Annotated in this window: 1 protein-coding gene; it reads right to left on the bottom strand. The window is 71.4% G+C overall.

Annotated elements, in window-relative coordinates; all coding sequences use genetic code 11:
• Nucleotides 1–53: 53 nt before the first annotated feature.
• A complete protein-coding gene (locus tag IEZ09_RS12440) occupies nucleotides 54–26,705 on the bottom strand; it encodes a type I polyketide synthase (RefSeq protein WP_189253791.1) in 26,652 nt (8,883 codons plus the stop codon).
• Between the last annotated feature and the right edge of the window lie 9 nt (nucleotides 26,706–26,714).

A 26,714-nucleotide genomic window follows, 5' to 3' on the forward strand; every position in this document is an offset into this window, starting at 1 on the left:
AAAAACGCGGCCGGCCGCCCTCACGAGGACAACCGGCCGCGTGGAACCGACGTTCAGTCCGCCTGACCGTCGAGCGCCGCCTGGATCAGGTCGTCGACGCTCATCTCGTCGATACCGGCCTCGGTCTCCGCCTCGGTTCCCTTGCCGATGAGCTGCATCAACGGCTCCAGCACGCCGATCTCCCGCAGCTGGGCCAGCGGCACGCGCGCCAGCAGGTTGCGGATCTCCGACTCCTCCGAGTCCGCCGCGGCGGCGTCCGGGATCAGCTCGGTCAGCACGTGCGTAGCGAGCTCCTCCGGTGACGGGTGGTCGAACACCAGCGTCGAGGCGAGCGACAGTCCCGTGGCGGCGTTGAGCTGGTTGCGCAGCTCGACCACCGCGAGAGAGTCGAACCCGAGGTCGCGGAACGGCCGGTCCCGGCGCACGGCGTCGACGTCGGCCTGGCCGAGCACCTCGGCCGCCCGCGTCCGCACCAGCTCCAGCACCGCGTCGAACCGTTTCGCGGCGGGCAGGGCCAGCAGGGTCTCCCGGAAGTCCGCTGCCGGCGCCTCGGCGGGAGTGTCCCCGGCGAGTTCGCGGAGCAGCGGGTTCGGGCGGAACCCGCCGGAGAACCTGCCCTTGTCCACGGCCGCCACGACCGCGGTGGGCAGCCCCTCCCCGACGAGCTGCCGCAGAGCGACACACGCCAGAACGGGGTCCATCGCAGCGATTCCGGCACGTTTGGCGTTGGCCAGCGCGTCCTCGGTGTCGGCCATACCGCCGCCGCCCCACGCACCCCACGCGATCGACGTCGCCGCGAGACCCTGACCGCGCCGCCGATCGGCCAGCGCGTCGAGCATCGCGTTGGCGGCCGCGTAGTTCGCCTGGCCGGGGCTGCCGACCGCCGACGACGCGGACGAGAACAGCACGAACGCGTCGAGATCGGAGGTCAGTTCGTCCAGCAGCAGCGCCGAGGTGACCTTGCTGCGGAACACCGCCTCGAACCGCTCCGGTGTCATCTTGTCGAGCACGCCGTCGTCGATGACGCCCGCGGTGTGGACGACGGCCGTCAACGGCGCCGGGATCGCGGAAAGCACCGCCTCCAGCGACTTCCGGTCCGCCACGTCGCACGCCGCGACCGTGACGCCGACTCCCAGGCCGACCAGTTCGGCCCGCAGCTCGGCGGCGCCGTCGGCCTTCAGGCCGCTGCGGCTCAACAGCACCAGGTGCTCGGCGCCCGCGCGGGCGAGCATCCTGGCGACGTGACCGCCGAGCGCACCGGTGCCGCCGGTGATCAGGACGGTGCCGCGCGGCTGCCAGTCCTGGGCGGGAACAGGTGCCGGAGCGGCGACCAGGCGCCGGCCGAACACACCGTTCGACCGCACCGCGACCTGGTCCTCGCCGTCGAGTCCGGAAAGGACGGACGTGAGGCCGTTCGCGACCCTGTCGTCGATCACCGCGGGCAGGTCCACCAGGCCACCCCAGCGTTCCGGGTGCTCCAGCGTCACGACCCGGCCGAGACCGTGGATCGCGGCCTGCGTCAGGTCCTCGAGAACCGTGCCGTTGACCGCGACACCGTCACGGGTCGCGCACCACAGCGGCGCGGTGATGCCCGCGTCGCCGAGCGCCTGGATCAGCGCGGCGGTCAGCAGCGCACCGGTCGGCGCGCTCCCCTCCCCCGCCTCGGCGCGGCCGAGCAGCGACAGCACACCCGCGAACGAGGTGCCCAGCGACCGCAGCTCGTCCGCGATGGCCTCGCGGTCCGGCCGCGACACCGTCACCCGCACGACGCTCACACCGAGCGCGTCGATGACCGCGTCGCTCCAGTCGTCCTCGCCGGCGGTCACCGCGAGCCACGTGCCGGTCAGCTCACCGGACCTGCCGGCGTCGAGAGGTTTCCACGTGATGCGGTGCCGCCAGCTGTCGACCAGCGCGAGGTCGGTGCGCTGCTTGCGCCAGTCCAGCAACGCGGGCAGCACCTGCGCCAACGCGTCGGTGTCGACGCTCAGCACGTTCTGCAGCGTCCCGAAGTCCTCGCCCTCGACCGCGGCCCAGAACGCCGCGTCGTCGTTCGTCGGCACTGCGGGCTTCGCCGGGGTGGCCGACGGCCAGAACCGCTGGTGCTGGAACGCGTACGTCGGCAGCGTGATCCTGCGGCCGGCGGAGCCGAAGAACCCGGCCCAGTCGACCTTCACGCCACGGGTGTGCAGGCGGGCGAGTGCCGTGACGATCGACTGCTCCTCGTCGCGGTCCTTGCGCAGCACCGGAATGCCGCCCTCGACCAGTCCGGACAGCGTCGCGTCCGGGCCCAGTTCCACGAACGTCGTGACGCCGCGTTCGGTGAGCGTGCGCACGTTGTCCGCGAACCGCACCGCTTCCCGGACGTGCCGGACCCAGTACTCCGGGTCGGTCACGTCGCCTTCGGCCACCACGGGGATCCGCGGCGCGTTGAACGTCAAGGACTCCACAGTGGACCGGAACTCGTCCAGCATCGGCTCCATCAGCGGCGAGTGGAACGCGTGCGAGACGCGCAAACGCTTGGCCTTCCAGCGTTCCGCGATCGCGACCACCGCGTCCTCCGGTCCGGCGATGACGACCGACTCCGGACCGTTGACCGCGGCGATCACCACACCGTCGGTGAGGTGCGGCAGCACGACGTCCTCGCTGGCCTGCACCGCGACCATCGCACCGCCCTCGGGCAGCGCCTGCATCAGCGCCGACCGCACGGTCACGAGCTTCGCCGCGTCCTCGAGGCTGAGCACACCGGCGACGTGGGCGGCGGCGATCTCGCCGATCGAGTGGCCCGCCAGGAAGTCCGGCACGAGGCCCCACGACTCGGCGAGGCGGAACAGCGCGACCTCGATCGCGAACAGCGCGGGCTGCGTGGTGCCGGTGAGGTTCAGCTCTTCCTGGTCGTCGCCCCAGATGACGTCCCGCAGGTCCGGGTCGAGGTGGCGGAGAACCTCGTCGAAAGCGCTCCGGAACACCGGGAACCGGGCGTACAACGAGCGGCCCATGCCGATGCGCTGCGAACCCTGGCCGGCGAACAGGAACGCGAGCTTGCCGGACCGCGCCACCTCGCCCTTGATCACCAACGGGTTGCGCACGTCGGACGCGATCGCGGCGAGCCCGTCGGTCAGCTCCTCGCGGCTGCTCGCCAGCACCACCGCGCGCTGGTCGAACGAGGCCCGCGTGGTCGCCGCCGAACGCGCGATGTCCACCAGGTCCGCGTCCACTTCCAGCAGTCGCGCGGCCTGGTCGCGCAACGCGGCGGGCGTGCGGCCCGACACCAGGACCGGCAGCACCGCGAAGTTGTCCACAGATTGCTTCACGACGCCTTGACCAGCGCTTTCGTCCGGTACGCTGGAAATCGGGGGGATCCCCGACGGGGCTTCCAAGATCACGTGGGCGTTGGTGCCGCTGGCGCCGAACGACGACACGGCGGCCCGGCGCGCGCGGCCGACCGCAGGCCAGGCGGTGCGCTCCTGCAGCAGCTGGACGGCGCCGCTGCTCCAGTCGATGTGCGAGGACGGCGTCTCGGCGTGCAGGGTGCGCGGCAGTTCGCCTGCCCGCATCGCCATCACCATCTTGATCACACCCGCGACACCGGACGCGGCCTGCGTGTGGCCGATGTTCGACTTGACCGCGCCGAGCAACAGCGGTGCCGAGCGGTCCTGCCCGTAGACGGTGAGCAGCGCCTGCGCCTCGATCGGGTCGCCGAGCTTGGTGCCGGTGCCGTGCGCCTCGACGGCGTCCACATCGGACGGACGCAGCCCTGCCGCGGCCAGCGCCTGCCGGATGACCCGCTGCTGGGCCGGTCCGGACGGGGCGGTGAGGCCGTTGGACGCGCCGTCGGAGTTGATCGCCGAACCGCGCACGACGGCGAGCACCTCGTGGCCGTTGCGCACGGCGTCCGAAAGCCGTTCGAGCACCAGCATGCCGACACCTTCTGCCCAGCCGGTGCCGTCGGCGTTGTCGGAGAACGCCTTGCAGCGGCCGTCCTGCGAGAGCGCGCCCTGGGCGCTGAACTCGATGAACCCGACCGGCGTCGACATCACGCAGACACCGCCGGCGAGCGCCATCTCGCACTCACCCGTGCGCAGCGCCTGGGCCGCGAGGTGCAGCGACACCAGCGACGACGAGCACGCCGTGTCGACCGAGACCGTCGGGCCCTGCAGTCCGAACGTGTAGGCGAGGCGGCCGGACAGCAGCGACGCCGACTGCGCGGTCTGCCACTCCAGGCCGGTTTCCTCCGGCGAGGGCCGGTATTCGCCGCTGCCACCCCCGACGAACACACCGGTGACGCTGCCGCGGAGCGTGGCCGGGTCGACGCCCGCGCGTTCCAGCGCTTCCCAGGCCGTCTCGAGCACGATGCGCTGCTGCGGGTCCATGACCAGCGCTTCGCGCGGCGAGATCGAGAAGAAGTCCGGGTCGAAGTTCGCGACGTCGTAGAGGAATCCGCCGTTGCGGGTGACGCTCTGTCCATTGTAGAGGGAGGTGAGGTCCCAGCCGCGGTCGGACGGGAACTCGCCGATCGCGTCACGTCCGTCGAGCAGGAGCTGCCACAGGTCTTCCGGCGACTTCACGTCGCCGGGGTAGCGGCAGGCCATGCCGACGATGGCGATCGGCTCGTCGGTCGTCGTCCTGGTGGTGACCTGGATTTCCTCCGCGCCACCGAGGAGTTCGGTCAGCAGGTGCCCGGCGAGCTCGTCCGGCGTCGGGTGGTCGAACACGAGCGTCGCGCTCAGCTGCAGCCCGGACTCGGCCTGGATCTGGTTGCGCAGGTCGACGGCGGTGAGCGAGTCGAAGCCGAGGTCGCGGAACGGGACGTCGGGCTCGATGGCGTCCGTGCCGCTGTGGCCGAGGACGAGGGCCGCCTTCTCGCGGACGAGGGTGAGCAGCGCGCCGTGGCGTTCGTACTCGGGCAGCGCGAGCAGCGTCTGCTTGAGAGCGGGCTCCGGCTTCTTCTGCGCGAAGTTGCTGAACAGCTTGCCGGGCTGCTGGAACGTGTCCCATTGGACGTTCGCGACGACGACGTTCGACCGTCCACTCGCGACTGCCTGCCGCAGGGCGGTGATGGCGTTCGGGGCGTCGAGGACCGGGATGCCGCTCACCCGCAGGTGCGCGGTCATGCTCTGGTCGGTCGTGCCCTCCCACGGCGCGTAGGCGATGGAGGTCGCCTTGAGGCCGCGGTCGCGTCGCTGCCGTGCGAACTCCTCGACGATCGCGGAGTAGGCGGCTTGCTGTTGCTGGCCGCGGAAGCCCCACGTGCCGGCGACGGACCCGAAGACCACGAACGCTTCCAGCTCGCGGTCGCCCAGCTGGTCGTCCAACTGGTGCAGCGTGTCGAGTCCTGCGTGCTCGCCCACGTAGATCACGGCGGTGACGTCGTCGGTCAGCGTGTCGGTGGTGTTCTCGAACGCCTGCTTGAGCTGCTCGCCCATCGGGCCGTCGGCGCCGGCGAGGAGGATCTTGCCGGTCGGGGTCCACGGCGTGATGGCTTCGATGCGGCGCAGGCGTGGGACGAACGTGCCGTTGTCGTGGAAGGCGACTTCCTGCTCGCCCAGCGGAATCGCCCACGTGTCGGTGTCGACGCGGATCAGGCCGCCCCAGCGTTCCGGCTGTTCCAGTGCGGCGACGCGGCCTTCGCCCCAGACCGCGGGTTCGCTGCTCACGCACCACAGCGGGGCCGTGATGCCGTGCTGCTCCAGGGTGTCCAGGACTTCGAACGGGCTGGTGTCGCCCGCCGAGATGACACCGGCGTAGTCGCCCGGCACCAGGTCGGTGACTGTCCTGCCGGCGAAACCCGGTGCGTCGCCGAGGAGGAGCCACGTGCCTTCGGTGGTGGTGCTGACCTCGTGCTGCTCCCACACCACCTCGTACAGCCAGTCGTCGGCCGCGGACTTCGGGGTGGTCGTCGGCCAGTAGCGTTCGCGCTGGAACGCGTACGTGGGCAGCGGGATGCGTCGGGCGCCGGTGCCCGCGAAGAACCGCGGCCAGTCGACGTCGGCGCCCCGGACGTGGAGGGTGCCGATGGCGAGGCCGAACGCGCTGACCTCGTCGCGGTCCTTGCGTTGCGTCGCAACGGCTCCGTCGACCATGGCCGCGAGGACACCGTCCGGGCCGATCTCGACGAACGTGTCGACGTTGCTCAGGCTCTGGACGTTGTCGTGGAAGCGGACCGTGTCACGGACGTGGTTCACCCAGTAGTCGACGGTGGTGACGTCACCGGTGGTGGCGATCGGGATGCGCGGCGGGCTGAAGGTCAGGGAGCTGATGGCCGCGCGGAAGTCGTCGAGCATCGGGTCCATCAGCGGCGAGTGGAACGCGTGGCTGACGGTGAGCTGCCTGGCCTTCTCGAACTTCTTCGCGATCTTCTGGACCTGGGCGCTGTCGCCGGAGATGACGACGGACGCGGGTCCGTTGACCGCGGCGATCGACACCTTCTTCGACTTGCCGATCTGCTTCGCCACTTCGGTTTCGGTGGCGAGGACGGAGACCATCGCGCCGCCGGACGGGAGTGCCTGCATGAGGTTCGCGCGGGCCGTCACGAGGGTGGCGGCGTCTTCGAGGGTCAGCACGCCCGCGATGTGGGCGGCCGCGATCTCGCCGATGGAGTGGCCTGCGACGTGGTCGGGCACGACGCCGAGGCTCTGGACGAGCCTCGCGAGCGCGACCTCGATCGCGAACAGCGCGGGCTGGGTGTTGCCGGTCTGGTTGAGCTCCTCTTCGTCCTCGCCCCAGATGATGTTCCTCAGGTTGGGGTCGAGGTGGTTCAGGACTTCGTCGAAGGCGTCGCGGAACGCACCGAACCGCGCGTACAGCTCGCGGCCCATGCCCAGGCGCTGCGAACCCTGGCCGGTGAACAGGAACGCCGTCGTGCCCGCTTTGCGCGCCACCCCGCTGGTGACTTCCACGCCGTCGATCAGCAACGCCCGGTGCGCGAAGTGCGCCCGCGTCGTCGCCGCCGAGAACGCCAGGTCGAGCGGGTCCGCTTCCACCGCGCGGATACGGTCGAGCTGAGCGCGCAGCGCAGCGGAGGACTTCGCCGAAACGACGACGGGAGCCCCCTTGGGGGAGACCGAGGTCCCCACTCCAATCGTCTCACCCGGCGCCGACGAATCCTGGTGCTGGAGATCGACAACTGCCGAGTTGTCCACAGGCGCCGAGTTGTCCACAGATTTCGGCGCGCCCGGTTGACCAGGCGTTTCGGCCGGTACGCTGGAAATCGGGGGGATCCCCGGCGCGGCTTCCAAGATCACGTGGGCGTTGGTGCCGGAGAGGCCGAACGCGGAGACGCCCGCGCGGCGGGGGCGGTCGGTGGTGGGCCAGGCGGTGTTCTCGGCCAGGAGGGCGACCGGGCCCGAGGTCCAGTCGACGTGGGTGGTCGGGGCGTCGACGTGGAGGGTGCGCGGCAGCACGCCGTGGCGCATCGCCTCCACCATCTTGATCACGCCCGCCACACCGGCGGCGGCCTGGGCGTGGCCGATGTTCGACTTCACCGAGCCCAGGTAGAGCGGCTCTGAGCGGTCGGCGAACGTCGAGAGAAGCGCTTGGGCCTCGATCGGGTCGCCCAGCGTCGTGCCGGTGCCGTGGGCTTCCACGGCGTCGATGTCGGTAACGGACAGACCGGCGTCCGCGAGAGCGCGCCGGATGACGCGCTGCTGCGAGGGACCGTTCGGAGCGGTCAGGCCGTTGGAGGCGCCGTCGGAGTTGACGGCCGAGCCACGCACCAGAGCGAGGACCTCGTGGCCGTTGCGTTGCGCGTCCGACAGTCGTTCCAGCACGAGGATGCCCACGCCCTCGGACCACGCCGTGCCGTCGGCGGCGTCGGCGAAGGCCTTGCAGCGGCCGTCAGGAGCGAGGCCGCCCTGGGTGGTGAACTCGACGAACGAGTCCGGGCTCGACATCACGCTGACACCACCGGCGAGGGCGAGAGAGCACTCACCGGAGCGGAGCGCGCGCATCGCCCAGTGCATGGCGACCAACGACGACGAGCACGCCGTGTCGATGGTGACCGCGGGGCCTTCCAGTCCGAGGACGTAGGAGAGGCGGCCGGACATCACCGACGCGGTGTTGCCGGTGGCGAGGTAGCCCTGGATGTCGGGGTCGAGCGAGCGGCGCAGGACGTGCTCGTAGTCCTGGCCGTTCGTGCCGACGAACACGCCGGTCGGGCTGCCCTTCAACGAGAGCGGGTCGATGCCGGTGCGTTCGAGGGCTTCCCAGGCGGTTTCGAGGACGAGGCGCTGCTGCGGGTCCATCGCGAGCGCTTCCCGAGGCGAGATGCCGAAGAAGTGCGCGTCGAAGTCCGCGACACCGGTGAGGAACCCGGCTTCCAGCGACGCCGACGCACCGGCGCCGAGGGCGGCGAGGTCCCAGCCGCGGTCGGACGGGAACGAGCTGATGCCGTCGCCACCGGAGGAGACGAGCTCCCAGAACGCTTCCGGTGACGTCACGCCGCCGGGGAAACGGCAGCCGATGCCGACGATGGCGATCGGGTCGTCGTCGACGCGCGCCGCCACGACCTCGGCGGGGACGTCGCCGACCTCGCCCAGCAGGAATTCCGCCAGGTCGTAGGGGGTCGGGTAGTCGTAGAGGAGGGAGGCGGGCAGCGTCAGTTCGGTCGCGGCCTGCAGGCGGTTGCGCAGTTCCAGGGTCGTGAGCGAGTCGAAGCCGAGGTCGAGGAACGCGCGGTCCGGGTCGACGTCGGACGCGGTGCCGTGGCCGAGGACCGCGGCGATCTGGCCGCGCACCAGGTCCAGCACCGCGCGGTTCCGCTCGGTCTTCGACAGGCCCGCGAGCGCCTTGCGGAACTGCGGCTGGTCGGCTTCCACGACTTTCTCGGTGGTGTGGAAGCGTTTCACCTCGGGCAGGTCGCCGACCAGCGGCGCGGGGCGCAGTCCGGCCAGTGCGGGCAGGAACCGTTCCCAGTCGATCTCCGCGACCAGGACGGCCGCGTCGCCGTGCTCGATGGCCTTTTTGAGAGCCTGCAACGCGAGCGCGGGTTCCATCGGGGTGAAACCGCCGCGCTGCAGGCGTTCCGCGACGCCGACCGCCATGCCGGCCTCGCCCCACGGTCCCCACGCCACCGAGGTGGCGGGAAGTCCTTGCAGGCGGCGGTGTTCGGCGAAGGCGTCGAGGAACGCGTTGGCCGCGGCGTAGTTGCCCTGACCCGCGCCGCCGATGACGCCCGCCGTCGACGCGAACAGCACGAACGCGTCGAGGTCCTGCGTCAGCTCGTGCAGGTTGCGCGTGGCGTGAACCTTGGCGCGCAACAGGTTCGTGAACGACGAGGCGTCCATCGACTCGACGAGACCGTCCTCGACGACACCGGCCGCGTGGAAGACGGACGTCACCGGGTGCTCGGCGAGGAGCTGGGCGAGAGCGTCGCGGTCGGCGACGTCGCACGACTTGACGATCACGCGCGGGTCGTCGAAGTCGGCGGTTCCGGTGCGGCTGACGAGGATCACCTGCTCGGCGTCGTGGTCGAGCAGCCACCGCGCGACCTGCTTGCCGATCGCGCCCGTGCCGCCGGTGACGAGCACGCGGCCCGGCCGGTAGTCGCGGTGCAGCGCGCTCGGCGTGCTGTGGACGAGACGGCGGCCGTAGACGCCGGACGGACGCACCGCCACCTGGTCCTCGCCCGTGCCCGCCAGCACGCCGGGGATGCGGCGAGCGGTGTTCGGGTCGAGCGTGCCGGGCAGGTCGATCAGGCCGCCCCAGCGCTGCGGGTGCTCCAGCGCGACGACACGGCCGAGGCCCCACACCGTGGCGAGGTCGGGGTTGGTGATCTGCTCGCCGCCGCCGACCGACACCGCGCCGCGCGTCGCCACCCACAGCGGGGCGTCGACTCCGGCGTCACCGAGTGCCTGCACCACAACGGAAGTGCGGACCAGCGCGTCCTCGGCGCCGGCGTTCAGCGCGAGCAGCGACAGCACGCCCGCGTACTCGCCCTTGACCTGTTCGGCGAGTTCCCGGCGGGTGTGGGCGGCGTCGACGACCACCGTCTCGGCGCCCAGCGCGTCGATCAGCTCGGACGCGTCGTCGTTGGTGAGCACCAGCCACGGGCCGGTGAGGGCGCCCTGGGCGGTGATCGGCTTCCAGGTGACCGCATACCGCCAGGAGTCCACTGTGGATTGCTGCTTGCGGGACCGCCACTGCGCCAGCGCGGCGAAGTCCTCGCGCTCGACCGCCGCCCAGAACTCGTCGTCGACGAAGTCGCCGTCCTTGCTCTCCGCCGTGACGGGCTCCGGCCAGAAACGCTGGTGCTGGAACGGATACGTCGGCAGCTCGACATCGGCCTTGACACCCGCGAAGTAGGCGGACCAGTCGACGGTGGTGCCGCGGACGTGGAGGCCCGCCAGCGCGGTCAGCAGCGTGACGACCTCGTCGCGGTCGCGGCGCAGTGCCGGGACGAGCACCGCTTCCTCGGTGAGCGACTCCTGCGCCATGCCGGTGAGCACGCCGTCGGGGCCGAGTTCCAGGAACGCCCGCACGCCACGGCTTTCCAGCTGCGTGACCTTGTCGGCGAACCGGACGGCGTCGCGCACGTGCCGGACCCAGTGCTCGGGGTCCGTGACGTCGCCGGCGACGAGCGGGATCGACGGCGTGCCGAACCGCAGGCCGCTGATCGCCGCGCGGAAGTCGTCGAGCATCGGGTCCATCAGCGGCGAGTGGAACGCGTGGCTGACCTTGAGCCGCTTGGTCTTCTCGAACCGGCTCGCGATCGCTTCGGCCTCGGTCTCGTCGCCCGCGATGACGATGCTCGCGGGTCCGTTGATCGCGGCGATCGAGACGCGGCCGGTGAGGAGCGGCGTGATCTCGTTCTCGGTCGCCTGGATCGCGATCATCGCGCCGCCGGCCGGCAGCGCCTGCATGAGGCGGGCGCGGGCGGAGATGAGGGTGCACGCGTCGTCGAGGCTGAGGACGTTCGCCACGTGGGCGGCGGCGATCTCGCCGATGGAGTGGCCCGCCAGGTAGTCCGGCGTGACGCCCCACGACTCGACGAGCCGGTAGAGGGCGACCTCGACGGCGAAGATCGCGGGCTGCGCATAGCCGGTCTGGTTGAGTTCGTCCGCGTCGGCGCCCCACATGACGTCGCGCAACGGGCGGTCGAGGTCCGCGTCGAGGTGGGCGCAGACGGCGTCGAACGCGTCGGCGAAGACCGGGTAGCGCTCGTAGAGCTCGCGGCCCATGCCGAGGCGCTGCGAGCCCTGGCCGGTGAACAGGAACGCGGTGCGGCCGCGCGTGGTCTGGCCCCGCGTGACGGACGCGTCGGGCCGGCCGTCGCGCAGCGCGGTCAGGCCGCGCAGCAGTTCGTCGCGGGTGCTCGCGACGACGACGGCGCGCTTCTCGAACGTGGACCGCGTGGTGGCGAGGCTCGCGGCCAGCTCGGCCAGGCCGGCGTCGACGTCGATCAGGTTGCCGGCGATCTGCTTGAGCGCCTCGTCGGCGCGCGCCGACAGCAGCACCGGCACCGCGCCGGGCTGGATCGATCCGGGTTCGCCGGCCCCCTGGGGGGAGCTACCCCCCATCCCAATCGTCTCAGAGGGGTCTGACAATTCCGGGGCCGCTTCGAGCACCACGTGGGCGTTCGTGCCGGAGAGGCCGAACGAGGAGACGCCGGCGCGGCGCGGGCGGCCGGTCTCCGGCCAGGGTTCCTCGGTGGTGAGGAGCTTGATGGAGCCGGAGGACCAGTCGACCTTGGTCGACGGCTGGTCGACGTGGAGGGTGCGGGGCAGGACGCCGGCGCGCAGAGCCAGCACCATCTTGATGATGGAGGCGACGCCGGACGCCATCTGGGTGTGGCCGATGTTCGACTTCATGGAGCCGAGCAGCAGCGGGCGTTCGCGGTTCTGGCCGTAGGTGGCGAGCAGGGCCTGGGCCTCGATCGGGTCGCCCAGGGCCGTGCCGGTGCCGTGGCCGTCGACGGCGTCCACTTCGGACGGTTCCAGGCGGGCGTTGGCGAGGGCCTGGCGGATGACGCGTTGCTGGGACGGGCCGTTCGGGGCGGTGAGGCCGTTGGAGGCGCCGTCCTGGTTCACCGCGGAGCCGCGGACGACGGCGAGGACGCGGTGGCCGTTGCGGACGGCGTCGGAGAGGCGTTCCAGCAGGACGAGGCCGACGCCTTCGGCGAGGGTCATGCCGTCGGCGGCGTCGGAGTAGGCCTTGCAGCGGCCGTCCTTCGCCAGGGCGCGCTGGCGGGAGAAGCCCACGAACGCGCCGGGGGTCGCCATGACCGAGACACCGCCGGCCAGGGCGAGGGTGCTTTCGCCGTCCCGCAGCGACTGGCAGGCCAGGTGCAGGGCCACCAGTGACGACGAGCAGGCCGTGTCGAGGGTGACCGCGGGACCTTCCAGGCCGAACAGGTAGGAGACGCGGCCCGACAGCACGCTCGAGAGCGTGCCGGTGATCATGTGGCCCTCGTCGCCGGGCTGGTCGGAGCCGCCCGCGGAGTAGTCCTGGTAGGAGGCGCCGATGAACGCGCCGGTGCGGGTTCCCTTCAGCGACTGCGGGTCGATGCCCGCGCGTTCGATGGACTCCCAGGCGGTTTCGAGGAGCAGGCGCTGCTGCGGGTCCATCGAGAGGGCTTCGCGCGGGCTGATGCCGAAGAAGCCGGGGTCGAAGTTCGCGACGTCGTGCAGGAAGCCGCCCTGCACCGAGTAGGCGCCGCCGGGGGCGTCCGGGTCGGGGTTGTAGAGGGAGTCGCCGTCCCAGCCGCGGTCGGCGGGGAAGCCGGAGATCGCGTCGACGCCGTTCATGACGACGTTCCACAGGTCTTCCGGGGAACTGACGCCACCGGGGTAGCGGCAGGCCATGCCGATGATCGCGATCGGTTCGTCGGACGCGGCCGTGGCGACGACCGGGGCGGTCGAGCCGGTGTCGGCGCCGAGGAGTTCGCCGAGCAGGAACTCGGTGAGCGCGAGCGGGCTCGGGTGGTCGAACACCATCGTGGTGGGCAGCGTCAGACCCGTTGCGGCGGCGAGCTTGTTGCGCAGGTCGACCGCGGTGATCGAGTCGAAGCCGACCTCGCGGAACGCGCGGTGCTCGGTCAGCGCGTCGGCAGAGGCCATGCCGAGCACGGCGGCGGCTTCGGCGCGGACGAGGTCGAGCAGCTGCTGTTCGCGTTCGGCGGACGGCAGGGCGCGCAGCCTTGCCGCGAGGTCCGAGCCGTCGGTGGTCGTGGTCTGCTCGGCGGCGACCGCGAGTGCGCGGACCTCCGGCAGTTCCTCGAAGAGCGTGGTCGGGCGCATCGCGGTGAAGACCGGGTAGTAGCGGTCCCAGGCGATGTTGGCGATGGCGATCTCGGTCTCGTCGTCGGCGATCGCCCGCTGCAGTCCCGCCAGCGCGAGGCGGGCCTTCATGAACTCGAGGCCGCTGCGGCGGATCTGGTCGGTGTCGACGCGGCCGAGACCGATGTCGTCGGACCAGATGCCCCACGAGATCGACGTGCACTTCAGGCCGCGTGCGCGGCGGTTGGCGGCCAACGAGTTCAGGTAGGCGTTGCCGGCGACGTAGGAGGCGTGGTTGCCGGAGCCCCACATGCCGGAGATCGACGAGAACAGCACGAACGCGTCGAGGTCCTCGGTCAGCAGCGCGTCCAGGTTCGCGGCACCGTCGACCTTGGCGGCGAGGATCTCACTCAGACCCTCCACAGTGGACCCGTCGATGGAGTGCAGGCCGATCACCGCTGCGGTGTGGACGACCGAGCGGATCTCGCGGCCTTCCGCACGGAGGTCGTTCAGCATGCGTTCGACGTCGTCGCGTTTCGCGATGTCACACGCGACGACCGTGGTGGGCGTGCCGATTTCCTCCAGCTCCGCCACGAGTTCGCGGGCGCCGGGCGCGTCGAGGCCGCGGCGGCTGGTCAGCACCAGGTGCTCGGCGCCCTTGTGGGCGAAGAAGCGGGCGACGTGCGGGCCGAGCGTGCCGGTGCCGCCGGTGATGATCGTGGTGCCGCGCGGCGTCCAGTCCGTGGTGCTCGGACGGGACGGGGCGCGCACGACGCGGCGCGCGAGAACGCCCGACGCGCGGATCGCGAGCTGGTCCTCGTCGCCGGAACCGGCCAGGGCGGACACGAACCGGTGCGCTGCCCGCTGGTCGAGCTCCTCCGGCAGGTCGATGGAGCCGCCCCAGCGGTCCGGGTGCTCCAGCGCGGCGGTCCAGCCGATGCCGATGGCCTGCGCCTGTGCCGGGTGGTCGACGGTGTCGCCGCGGCCGGTGGACAGGGCGTTGCGGGAGACGTTCCAGATCTTGGCGTTGATGCCCGCGTCGCCGAGGGCGTTGATGAGGTTGACGGTCAGCAGCAGACCTGTTGGCAGGCCGAAGGTTCCGGGGCGTTCGTCGGTGGGCAGCAGTGAGACGATGCCGTCGGCGTCGACGAGTTTCGCGGCCACGGCGGCGCGGTCGTCGTTGGCGTCCAGGACGATGCGCTGGACATCACCGAGTGCGTTGACGACGTCGGTGTCGTTGATGGCGTCCGTGGTCACGACGACCCAGGTGCCGGTGAGCTTCGCGTCGAGTCCCCGCAACAGTTTCCACGTCGTGCGGTAGCGCCACGAGTCCGTTGTGGACTGTTCGCGGCTCGTCTGCCGCCAGGTGGTGAGGGCGGGCAGGACGGCGGCGAGCGTGGCCTCGTCGAGGTGCAGGCTGCGGGTGAGGGTGGCGAGGTCGGACTGCTCGACCGCCTGCCAGAACGCGTCGTCCGCCGGGTCCTGTGCGGCGACCGGGTGCTGGGGCGGGCCGATCCAGAAGCGCTCGTGCTGGAACGGGTAGGTGGGCAGGTCGACGCGGGTGCCCTTGAGGTGCCACTGGACCGGGACGCCGCGGACCCAGATCTCGGCGAGGCTCGTCAGGACGCGGTGCAGGCCGCCGATGTCGCGGCGCAGCGTGCCGGTGACGACACCGCGCCTGCCTTCGAGGGCGTCCTGCACGCCCGGCGTGAGGACCGGGTGCGAGCTGACCTCGACGAACACCTGGTGGCCGCTGCCGATGAGCTGCTCGACGGCTTCGTTGAGGTGCACGGTCTGGCGGAGGTTGGTGTACCAGTACTCGGCGTCGGTGTTGGCGTCGTTCCACTCGCCGGTGACGGTGGACAGGAACTTCGTGTGCGGGGTCAGCGGGGTGATGCCCGCGAGGTCGGTGAGGATGTCGTCGCGGAGGTCCTCGACCTGGGCCGAGTGGGACGCGTAGTCGACCTCGATGCGGCGGACGCGCACGCCCTGCTCGATCAGCTTGCCGCAGAACGCGTCCAGCGCCTCCAGGTCGCCCGAGACCGCGACGCTGCGGGGGCCGTTGGTGGCGGCGAGGCTGAGGCGCTCGCCCCATTCGTCCAGGTGCGGCTGGACTTCCTGGGCCGACAGGCCGATGGACACGATGCTGCCGCGGCCCGACATGACGCGGCCGATGGCCTGGCTGCGCAGCGCGACGACCTTGGCGGCGTCTTCGAGGCTCAGCGCCCCGGAGACGGCGGCCGCCGCGATTTCGCCCTGGGAGTGGCCGATGACGGCGTCGGGGGTGACGCCGTGGTGCTTCCAGACCTCGGCGAGCGACACCATCATCGCCCAGCTCGCGGGCTGGACGACGTCGACGCGGTCGAGGCTGCCCGCGCCGCGGATGACGTCGAGGAGGTTCCAGTCGGTGTGGGGTGCGAGGGCGGCGGCGCATTCGGCCATGCGGGCGGCGAACACCGGGGACTCGTCGAGCAGTTGCGCGCCCATGCCGACCCACTGCGAGCCCTGGCCGGGGAAGATGAACACGACCTTGCGCTCTAGGTCGGCGACGCCGCGCGCCACTTCGACGCCGTCGATGAGGACCGCGCGGTGGTCGAAGTCGGGGCGGAGGGTGAGGCTGTAGGCGATGTCCTTGCTGCTCGCGTCGACTGTGGCGAGCCGGGCGATCTGCGCGCGCAGGGCGGCGTCGGACTTCGCGGACACCAGCCACGGAATCGATACGGATTCGCCGGCCCCCTGGGGGGATTCACCCCCCATCCCAATCGTCTCAGACGGCACCGACAGTTCTGGTGCGGTCGCGGCCTGCTCCAAGATCACGTGGGCGTTCGTGCCGCTGATGCCGAACGACGACACGGCGCAGCGGCGGGCGCGGCCCGTGTCGGGCCAGGGGGTGGTGTCCTGCAGGAGCGCGATGGTGCCGGGGCTCCAGTCGACGTGGGTCGAGGGTTCGGCCGCGTGCAGGGTGCGGGGCAGGACGCCGTGCTGCAGCGCCATGACCATCTTGATGACCGAGGCGACGCCCGCGGCGGACTGGGTGTGGCCGATGTTCGACTTCACCGAGCCCAGCAGCAGCGGGCGGTCGGCGTCGCGGTCGCGGCCGTAGGTGTTGAACAGGGCCTGGGCCTCGATCGGGTCGCCCAGGGAGGTGCCGGTGCCGTGGGCGTCGAGGGCGTCGATGTCGCTCGGCGCCATGCCGGAGTTGGCGAGGGCCTGCATGATCACGCGCTGCTGCGACGGGCCGTTCGGGGCGGAGAGGCCGTTGGAGGCGCCGTCCTGGTTCACGGCCGAGCCGCGGATCACGGCCAGCACGCGGTGGCCGGCGGCGACGGCATCCGACTGGCGCATCAGCAGGAGCATGCCGATGCCCTCGGAGAGGATCATGCCGTCGGCGGAGTCGGAGAACGACTTGCAGCGGCCGTCGCGGGCCAGGGCGCGCTGGCGGGAGAACGCGATCAGCGGCTTCGGGTTCGGCATGATCGTCGCGCCACCGGCGACGGCGAACGCGGACTCGCCCGTGCGCAGCGACTGGCACGCCAGGTGCAGTGCCACCAGAGAGGAGGAGCAGGCGGTGTCGACGGTGACGGCCGGGCCCTCGAAGCCGAACACGTAGGCGACGCGGCCGGACAGGACCGACGGGGACGTGCCGGTGACCTGGTAGCCCTCGGAGCCGCCGTCGCCGCCGCCGTACTCGATGTAGGACGAACCGATGAACGCGCCGACCTTCTTGCCGCGCAACGCCGCCGGGTCGATGCCCGCGCGTTCCACGGCCTCCCAGGTGGTTTCCAGGAGCAGGCGCTGCTGCGGGTCCATGCCCGTGGCTTCGCGCGGGGAGATGCCGAAGAACGCCGGGTCGAAGTCGCCCGCGTCGGGCAGGTAGCCGCCGGCGGTCGTGTAGGTGGTGCCGGGGCGGTCGGGGTCCGGGTCGTACAGCTGTGCCATGTCGAAGCCGCGGTCCGCCGGGAACTCCGTGATCGCGTCGGTGCCCGCGAGCACCATCTCCCAGAACGCCTCGGGGGTGTTGGCGTTGCCGGGGAAGCGGCAGCTCATGCCGACGATCGCGATCGGCTCGTCCGAGTCGATCTGGGCCGAGTAGGACAGCGCCTCCTCAGCCGAGCCGAGCAGTTCGGCCAGCAGGTGGTCGGCCAGGACGGCCGGGGTCGGGTAGTCGAAGACCAGCGTCGCCGGCAACGACAGACCGGTGGCGTCGGACAGCTTCTTGCGCAGCTCGACGGCCGTCAGCGAGTCGAAACCGATGTCGCGGAAGGCGCGGTTCTCCCCCACTTCCTCGACCGAGCTGTGGCCGAGGGTGGCGGCGGCCTCGGCGCGCACCAGCTCGACCAGCTTGCGCTTCTGGTCCTCTTCGGACAGTGAGCGCAGCGTGCGGGCGAACTCGGAGTCGTCGCGGCGCACTTCCTCGACGACCGTCAAAGCCCTGACCTCGGGGAGATCGGACAGCAGCGCCGAGGGGCGGACCGAGGTGAACAGCGGGAAGTAGGTGTCCCAGTCGATGTCGACGACGGTGACGCAGGTGTCGTCGTGCATCACGGCGCGGTTCAGCTCGACGACGGCCTGGGCGGGCTGCAGGAACGTCAGGCCGCGGCGCGCCAGGTTGTCCGACATAGCCTCGTGCGTGGCCATGCCGACCTCGGCCCACGGGCCCCACGCGATCGACGTCGCCCGCAGGCCACGAGCGCGGCGGGCCTCGGCCAGCGCGTCGCAGTAGGCGTTGGCGGCGCCGTAGGCGGCCTGGCCGCCGCTGCCCCACACGCCCGCGATCGAGCCGAACAGCACGAAGAAGTCCACTTCGCCGACCAGCGCGTCGAGGTTCGCGGCGCCGATCACCTTGGCGGACAACACCTCCGCGAAGTCGTCCAGCGACGTCAGCTCCAGCGGCGCGTGCTGCGCGGCGCCGGCGGTGTGCACGACACCGGACAGGTCGGGGATGTCCGCGAGAACGGCCGCCAGCGCGTCGCGGTCGGCGACATCGCAGGCGACGATCGACACCCGCGGGCCGAGCTCCTCCAGCGACGCCTTCAGCTCGGCGGCACCCGGCGCGTCCATGCCGCGCCGCGACGTCAGCACCAGGCCGGAAACACCGCGCTCGGCCAGCCAGCGAGCCGTCGTCGCACCCAGTCCGCCGGTGCCGCCGGTGATCAGCACCGTGCCGTGAGCGGTGTAGTCGGACGGCAGCGCGTCCACCGGGCGATGAGCCAGACGACGTCCCAGGACGCCCGACGAACGGACGGCCAGCTGGTCCTCGCCACCCAGCCCGGCGACGCAGGACACGAAGCGCCGCAACGCGTTCTCGTCCGGCACCTCGGGCATGTCGATCAGACCGGCCCAGCGCTGCGGGTACTCCAGAGCCGCGGCACGGCCGAAGCCCCACACGGCGGCCTGCGCGGCGGAGCGCACCGAGTCCGAGGTCTCCGCGGCCACCGCGCCGGACGTCACGGCCCAGATCGGTGCCTCGACCGACTTCACCAGCAGGATCGACTGTTCCAGGCCGGCCGTCAGCACCGCGGCGGGTGACTCGTCCAGAGCCACCAGCGACACCACGAGATCACAGGCGGGCACGTCCTCGATCGAGGTGACGACCGTGACGTCAGCGCCGTGAGCCGCGAGTGCCGCGCGGTAGGGCTCGGCGTCGACGGCGGGAGTCGTCACCACCACGACGTGGCCGGACAGGACAGGCGTGGTCGTGACGCGGACCGGCGCCCACAGGACCCGGTACCGCCACGAGTCGAGCAGCGCCTTCTCCTGATTGCCCGCGCGCCACGACGACAGTGCCGGGATCAGCGACTCCAGCGACGAGCGCTGCTCCTCCCCCAGCCGCAACAGCGCCGCGAGCTCGCGGGCGTCACCGCGTTCGATCGCGGCCCACAGCTTGGCGTCCGCCGGGTCCGCGTCCGTCACCGCCGGAGCGGTGGAGCCCAGCGGCCAGTAGTACTCGTGCTGGAACGCGTACGTCGGCAGCGTCACCCGGCGCGCGGGGCCGAAGTAGGCCTTCCAGTCCACGGACACGCCCGCCGCGAACAGGCGGCCCAGCGCCAGCGCGACCGACGCCTCTTCCGAACGGTCCTTGCGCAGCACGGGGATCGCGCCGTCGACGAGTGCCGACAGGGCACCCTCCGGGCCGATCTCCACGAACGTCGTCACGCCCGCCGCACGCGCCGCCTCGACGTTGTCGTGGAAGCGCACGGTCTCCCGCACGTGCCGCACCCAGTAGTCGGATTGTTGAACGATCGCATCGGAGGATTGTTCAACGATCCCACCAGTGAACAGCGGGATCGTGGGATTGTTGAACGAAAGGCCCTCGACGACCGCGCGGAACTCGTCGAGCATCGGCTCCATCAGCGGCGAGTGGAAGGCGTGCGAGACCGCGAGCTGCCGCGACTTGCGATCGTTGAATTGTTCAACGATCCTACGAACCTCTTGTTCAACACCGGCGATCGTCACCGAGGCTGGGCCGTTGATCGCGGCGATCGAGACACCGGAGGTCAGCAGCGGGGTGACTTCGGCTTCGGTCGCCTGGAGGGCGACCATCGCGCCACCCTCCGGCAGCGCCTGCATCAGCCGGGCGCGCGCGGAGACGAGGGTGCAGGCGTCGTCGAGCGAGAGCACGCCCGCGACGTGCGCGGCAGCGATCTCGCCGATCGAGTGGCCGATCACGGCGCCGACCTTCACGCCCCACGACCGGACGAGCCGGAACAGCGCGACCTCGAACGCGAACAGGGCGAGCTGCGCGTTGCCGGTCTGCCGCAGGTCCTCCTCGGAGGAACCCCACATCACGTCACGAACGGGAAGCCGGTCGAGCACCTCGTCGAGAGCGGAGGCGAACACCGGGTACCGCTCGTAGAGCTCGCGCCCCATGCCGAGGCGCTGCGAGCCCTGGCCGGAGAACAGGAACGCCACCTTGCCCGGCACGACCTCGCCCTCCACCACGGCGGCATCGGGGTTCTCGGTCGCGAGAGCACCCAGCGATCGCAGGAGCGTCTCACGATCGGCAGCCACCACCGCCGCACGCTGTTCGAACGCCGAACGCGTCGTCGCCAGCGAGAAGGCCAGGTCGCGCAACGACACGTCCGAAGACTCGACGAACGAGCGCAGCCGCGCGGCCTGTCCCCGCAGGGCACGGCGAGTGCGACCGGACAACACCACGGGCACCACGACGTCGGAAGGCGCGGAAGCCGGAACCTCGACGGCCGGCGGCTGCTCGATGATCACGTGCGCGTTGGTGCCCGAGATGCCGAACGACGAAATACCCGCACGGCGAGGCCGGTTCACCGCTGGCCACGGCCGGGGCGACGTGAGCAGCTCGACCGCGCCCTCGGACCAGTCGACGTGCGAGGAAGGCGTGGTGACGTGCAGGGTCTGCGGCAGCACGCCGTGCCGCATCGCCTGCACCATCTTGATCACACCGGCCACACCCGCGGCGGCCTGCGTGTGGCCCATGTTCGACTTGACCGAGCCGAGCAGCAGCGGTTCCGAGCGGTTCTGCCCGTAGGTCGCGAGCAGTGCCTGCGCCTCGATCGGGTCGCCCAGTGTCGTACCGGTGCCGTGCGCCTCGACGGCGTCCACATCGGACGGAGCCAGGCCCGCGTTGGCGAGCGCGGCACGGATGACGCGCTGCTGTGCCGGGCCGTTCGGCGCCATCAGGCCGTTCGACGCGCCGTCCTGGTTCACCGCCGAGCCGCGGATCACGGCGAGGATCTGGTGCCCGTTGCGCACGGCGTCGGACATGCGTTCGAGCACGACCACACCGGCGCCCTCGGACCAGCCGACGCCGTCGGCCGAGTCGGAGAAGGCCTTGCAGCGGCCGTCCGGCGACAGGCCGCGCTGCCGGGAGAACTCGATCAGGGCGGTCGGTGTCGACATGACCGTCACACCACCGGCCAGCGCCAGCGAGCACTCTCCCGCGCGCAGAGACTGCATCGCCCAGTGCATGGCGACCAAAGAGGACGAACACGCGGTGTCGACCGTGACCGCGGGGCCTTCCAGGCCGAGGGTGTAGGAGACCCGTCCGGACACAATGGACGGTGAGGTGCCCGAGCCCTGGAAGCCCTCGAAGTCACCGCCGCCGAGCCGCGCGCCGTAGTCGTTGTACATGACGCCCGCGAACACACCGGTCTGGGTGCCGCGCAACGACACCGGGTCGATTCCGGCGTGCTCGATCGCCTCCCACACGACCTCCAGCAGGATGCGCTGCTGCGAGTCGGTTCCGAGGGCCTCGCGGGGCGACATGCCGAAGAACCCGGCGTCGAACTCGCCGGCGTCGTGCAGGAAGCCGCCCGACCGCGAGTAGGTCGTACCGGGGTGGTCGGGGTCGGGGTGGTAGAGGTTCTCCAGGTCCCAGCCGCGGTTCGACGGCAGGCCCGACACCGCGTCGCCGCCCTCGGACACCAGCCGCCACAGGTCGTCGGCCGACCCGATGCCGTCCGGGTAGCGGCAGCCCATGCCGACGATCACGATCGGGTCGTCGGCGACCGCGGCCCTGACCTCGGACGGCACGACGACATCGGCGTCGAACAGCTCGTCCAGCAGGTGCGAAGCCAGCGCGACGGGCGTCGGGTAGTCGAACACCATCGTCGCGGGCAGCCGCAACCCGGTCACCGCGGTCAGCTGGTTGCGCAGCTCGACGGCGGTCAGCGAGTCGAAGCCGAGGTCCTGGAACTGGCGCGTGGGCTCGATCTCGGCACCGGACGCGTGCCCGAGCACCGCCGCGACCTGGCCGCGAACCAGCTCCAGCACCGCGTCCGACCGCTCCTCCGCGCCCAGCCCGGAAAGCCTGCGGAGCAACGTGTCGGCGGTCTCCGACCCCGACGCCGCGCGCCGCGTGCGCACCCGGATCAGGCCGCGCAGCAACGGCGGCACCTCGCCGCGCTGCCGCAACGTTGCCAGGTCCAGGCGCGCCGGAACCAGTGCGGCGCTGGAGGACGCCACCGCGCGGTCGAACAAGGCCAAGCCCTGCTCGACGGTCAGCGGCGGCATGCCGGTGCGCGCCATGCGTTCGGCGTCCGCGTCCGACAGCATGCCCTCGACCGCCCACGCACCCCACGCCAGGGACACGGTGTTGGGCCGGAATTCGGCCAGCGCGTCCAGGAAGTGGTTGCCTGCCGCGTAGTTCGCCTGACCGGCCGTGCCCCACGTGCCCGCGAGCGACGAGAACAGCACCAGCGGCACGTCCGGCAGCGCCTGGGCCAGGTTCCAGGCAGCGTCGACCTTGGGGCGCAGCACCGAGTGCAGGCGGTCCGGTGTCAACGACGAGATCACGCCGTCGTCCAGCACACCGGCGCTGTGCACGACAGCCGAAATGTCGTGCTGGGCAACGAGTTCGGCGACGGCTCGGGCGTCGGCGACGTCGCACGCGACGACGGACACGGTGGCGCCCAGCGCTTCCAGCTCCGCCACGTCCCCCGTGCCGCGACGGCTGACCAGCACCAGCTCGCGGACGCCGTGCTCGGCGACCAGGTGCCGGGCGACGACCTTGCCCAGACCGCCGGTGCCACCGGTGATCAGGACTTTCGCGCCCCACTCGACCGGGGTCCGTTCGATCTCGGCACGGGCCAGGCGCGGCGCGTAGATCTCACCGTCGCGCAACGCCAGCTGCGGCTCCTCGGAACCGACGGCGGCAGCGAACGCGGCCAGGGAGGCGGCGGTGCCGTCCAGTTCGATCAGCGAGAACCGGCCGGGCGACTCGGACTGCGCCGAGCGCACCATGCCCCACACCGCGGCGGACGCGAGGTCCGCGCTGCTCGTCACGAAGACGAGGCGCTCGTCACGTTCCTCTTGCAGCAGCGCGAGAACGCGCTCGGCCAGATCGTGCACCGAGGTGACCACGTCCTCGTTGCCGAGCACCGGAACGACGAGGACGTCCGAGGTGTCCGTGCCGCCGAGGCCGAAGACGTCCTCTCCCAGCACGGCGAACGCGGTGTCGGCCGCGGAAACCGTGACCGGCACCCAGTCGACCTGGAACAACGAGTCGCGGTCCACAGTGGACTCGGTCGCGACGGCGCGCACCACCAGCGAGTCGATCGACGCTACCGGTGCGCCGGCGCTGTCGACGGCCGCGATGGCGTAGGCGTTGTCGCCGGTCCGGGTCAGGCGGACCCGCAGCGTGGTCGCGCCGGTCGCGTGCAGCGACACGCCCTCCCACGAGAACGGCAGACCGGCGTCACCCTCACCCGAGACGAGCGCGGCGTGCAGCGCGGCGTCCAGCAGTGCCGGGTGCAGGCCGAATCCGGCCGGGTCGACGCCTTCCGGCAACGAGACCTCGGCGTAGACGACGCCGTCCTCGCCACGCCACGCCTGGCGCAGCCCCTGGAAGACGGGCCCGTACTCGAAGCCCATCGCGGCGAAGTTCTCGTAGCAGCCCTCGACGTCCAGCGCGGTCGTGCCGGCGGGCGGCCACACCGCGGTGTCGAACGCGGCCTCCCGGGCGGGGGCGCCGAGCACACCGATCGCGTGCTGCGTCCACGGTTCGTCGTCGGAGCCCTCGGCCCGCGAGTAGATCTTGACGGTGCGGCGGCCGTTCGCGTCGGCGTTGCCGATCCACAGCTGGACCTGCACGCCGCCCTTCTCCGGCACGATCAGCGGAGCGGTCAGCGTCAGTTCCTCGACGCGGTCGCAGCCGACCTCGTCGCCGGCGCGGATCGCGAGCTCCAGGTAGGCCGTGCCGGGCAGCAGGACCGTGCCGCGCACGGCGTGATCGACGAGCCACGGGTGGGTCTGGCGGGTGAGGCGGCCGGTGAGCAGCGCGCCGTCCTGGTCGGCGAACGACACGGTCGCCGTGAGCAACGGGTGGTGCGCCGCGCCGAGACCTGCGGCGCGCGGGTCGTGGAAGCCGCCGCCGCCCTTGGGCCAGTAGCGCTTGGTCTGGAACGCGTAGGTGGGCAGGTCGACGCGCTTTGCGTTGGTGTGCGCGAAGAACGCGTTCCAGTCGACCTTGGTGCCGCGGACGTGCAGGGTCGCCACGGCGGACGCGATCGCCTCGGCCTCGTCGCGGTCCTTGCGCAGCAACGGGATCGTGGTGATGTCGTCGGCGCATTCCTGCGCCATCGCGGACAGGATGCCGTCCGGGCCGATCTCCAGGAACTGCGTGACGCCGTGGGTCGTGAGCCACTTGATGCCGTCGGCGAAGCGGACGGCTTCGCGGACGTGGGAGACCCAGTAGTCGGGCGACGTGATCTGCTCGACGCGGGCCTGTTCGCCGGTGACGTTGGAGAGGATCGGGATGATCGGCGCCTCGAAGGTCAGGCCTTCGAGCGCTGCCCGGAACTCCGCGAGCATCGGCTCCATGAGCGGCGAGTGGAACGCGTGGCTCACGGCGAGCTGACGCGTCTTGCGATCGTTGAATTGTTCAACGATCCTACGTGCCTCTCGTTCAACACCGGCGATGACGACGCTCGTGGGCCCGTTGATCGCGGCGATGGAGACACCGTCGGTCAGGTGCGGGGTGATCTCGTCCTCGGTGGCCTGGATCGCGATCATCACGCCGCCGCTCGGCAGCGCCTGCATGAGCCGGGCGCGAGCTTGGACGAGCTTGGCGGCGTCTTCGAGGCTGAACACACCGGCGATGTGCGCGGCGGCGATCTCACCGATGGAGTGACCTGCGACGAAGTCGGGCTTGAGACCCCACGACTCGGCGAGGCGGTAGAGGGCGACCTCGATCGCGAACAGGGCGGGCTGGGTGTGCTCTGTCCGGTCGAGGACCTCCGGCCGGTCGCCCCAGATGACGTCCTTGAGCTGCGGGTCGAGGTGCTGCAGGACCGCGTCGAACGCTTCGGCGAACACCGGGAAGCGGGCGTAGAGATCGCGGCCCATGCCGATGCGCTGGGCGCCCTGGCCGGTGAACAGGAACGCCTGCTTGGCGCGCGCGGCCGTGCCCTGGATGAGACCGGGGGCGGGAGTGCCGTTCGCGAGGGCTTCGAGGCCGGTGCGCAGGTCGCCGACGATCGCGGCGCGGTGGTCGAACGACGCGCGGGTGGTGGCGAGCGAGTAGGCGAGGTCCAGCGGCGGGGCGTCGACGGCGAGGAGGCGCTCGGCCTGCGCGCGCAACGCCTCTCGCGACCTGCCCGAGACCAGGAACGGCACCACGCCCGGCTGAGTCGATCCCGGCTGGGCCGGATCGTCCACGGGTTCGGGGGTGGGGGCCTGCTCGATGATGGTGTGGGCGTTGGTGCCGGACAGGCCGAACGAGGAAACGGCCGCGCGGCGGGGCTGGCCGGTGTCGGGCCACGGCGTGTTGGAGGTGACCAGCCGGACGGCGCCGGAGTCCCAGTCGACGTGGGTCGACGGGCGGTCGACGCCGAGGGTCTGCGGGACGACGCCCGCCCGGATGGCCATGATCATCTTGATCACGCCGGCCACGCCCGCGGCGGCCTGGGTGTGGCTGATGTTCGACTTCACCGAGCCGAGCAGCAGGGGGCGTTCCGGGGAGCGGTTGCGGCCGTAGGTGGCGAGGAGGGCCTGGGCCTCCACCGGGTCGCCCAGGACGGTGCCGGTGCCGTGGGCCTCGACGACGTCGATCTGGTCGCTGGTCAGGCGGGCGTTCACCAGGGCCGACCTGATGACGCGCTGCTGGGAGGGGCCGTTGGGGGCGGTCAGGCCGTTGGAGGCGCCGTCCTGGTTGACGGCGGACCCGCGCAGCACGGCCAGAACGGTGTGGCCGTTGCGCTGGGCGTCCGACAGGCGTTCGAGGACGAGCATGCCGACGCCCTCGGACCAGCCCGTGCCGTCGGCCGAGTCGGCGAACGAGCGGCAGCGGCCGTCGGAGGACAGGCCGCCCTGGCGGGAGAACTCCACGAACGTCGCGGGGTTCGCCATCACGGTCACGCCACCGGCCAACGCCAAAGTGGACTCGCCCGCGCGCAGTGACTGCATCGCCAGATGCATTGCCACCAAAGAAGAAGAGCAGGCGGTGTCGAGAGTGACGGACGGGCCGACGAAGCCGAGGGTGTAGGAGATGCGGCCCGAGATCACGGAGTTCGACGAGCCGAGCAGGACCATGCCCTCGCCGCCCTCACCGGGGCCGAGCTGGTAGTCCTGGTTCATCGCGCCCGCGAAGACGGCGGTGGCGGAGCCCTTCAGCGTGTGCGGGTCGATGCCCGCGCGTTCCAGGGCCTCCCAGGTGACCTCCAGCAGCACGCGCTGCTGGGGGTTCATGCCGAGGGCCTCGCGCGGGGAGATGCCGAAGAAGTCGGCGTCGAACTCGCCGGCGCCTTCCAGGAAGCCGCCCTGGTCGCTCGACGACAGGGCGAGCATCTCCGGGTCCCAGCCGCGGTCGGTCGGGAAGGCGCGGATGCCGTGTTCGCCGTTCACGACCATCCGCCACAGATCTTCGGGACTGCGCACCCCGCCGGGGAAGCGGCAGCCGATGCCGACGACGGCGATCGGTTCCGCCGCGGCCGCCTCGAGGTCCTGCAGGCGCCGCTTGGTGCGCTGGAGGTCCGTGCTGGCACGGCGGAGGTAGTCCCGGAGCTTCTGTTCGTTGTCCATCCCTCAACC

The organism is Lentzea flava (genome assembly GCF_014648475.1).
In the GTDB taxonomy this organism is placed as follows: Bacteria; Actinomycetota; Actinomycetes; order Mycobacteriales; family Pseudonocardiaceae; genus Lentzea; species Lentzea flava.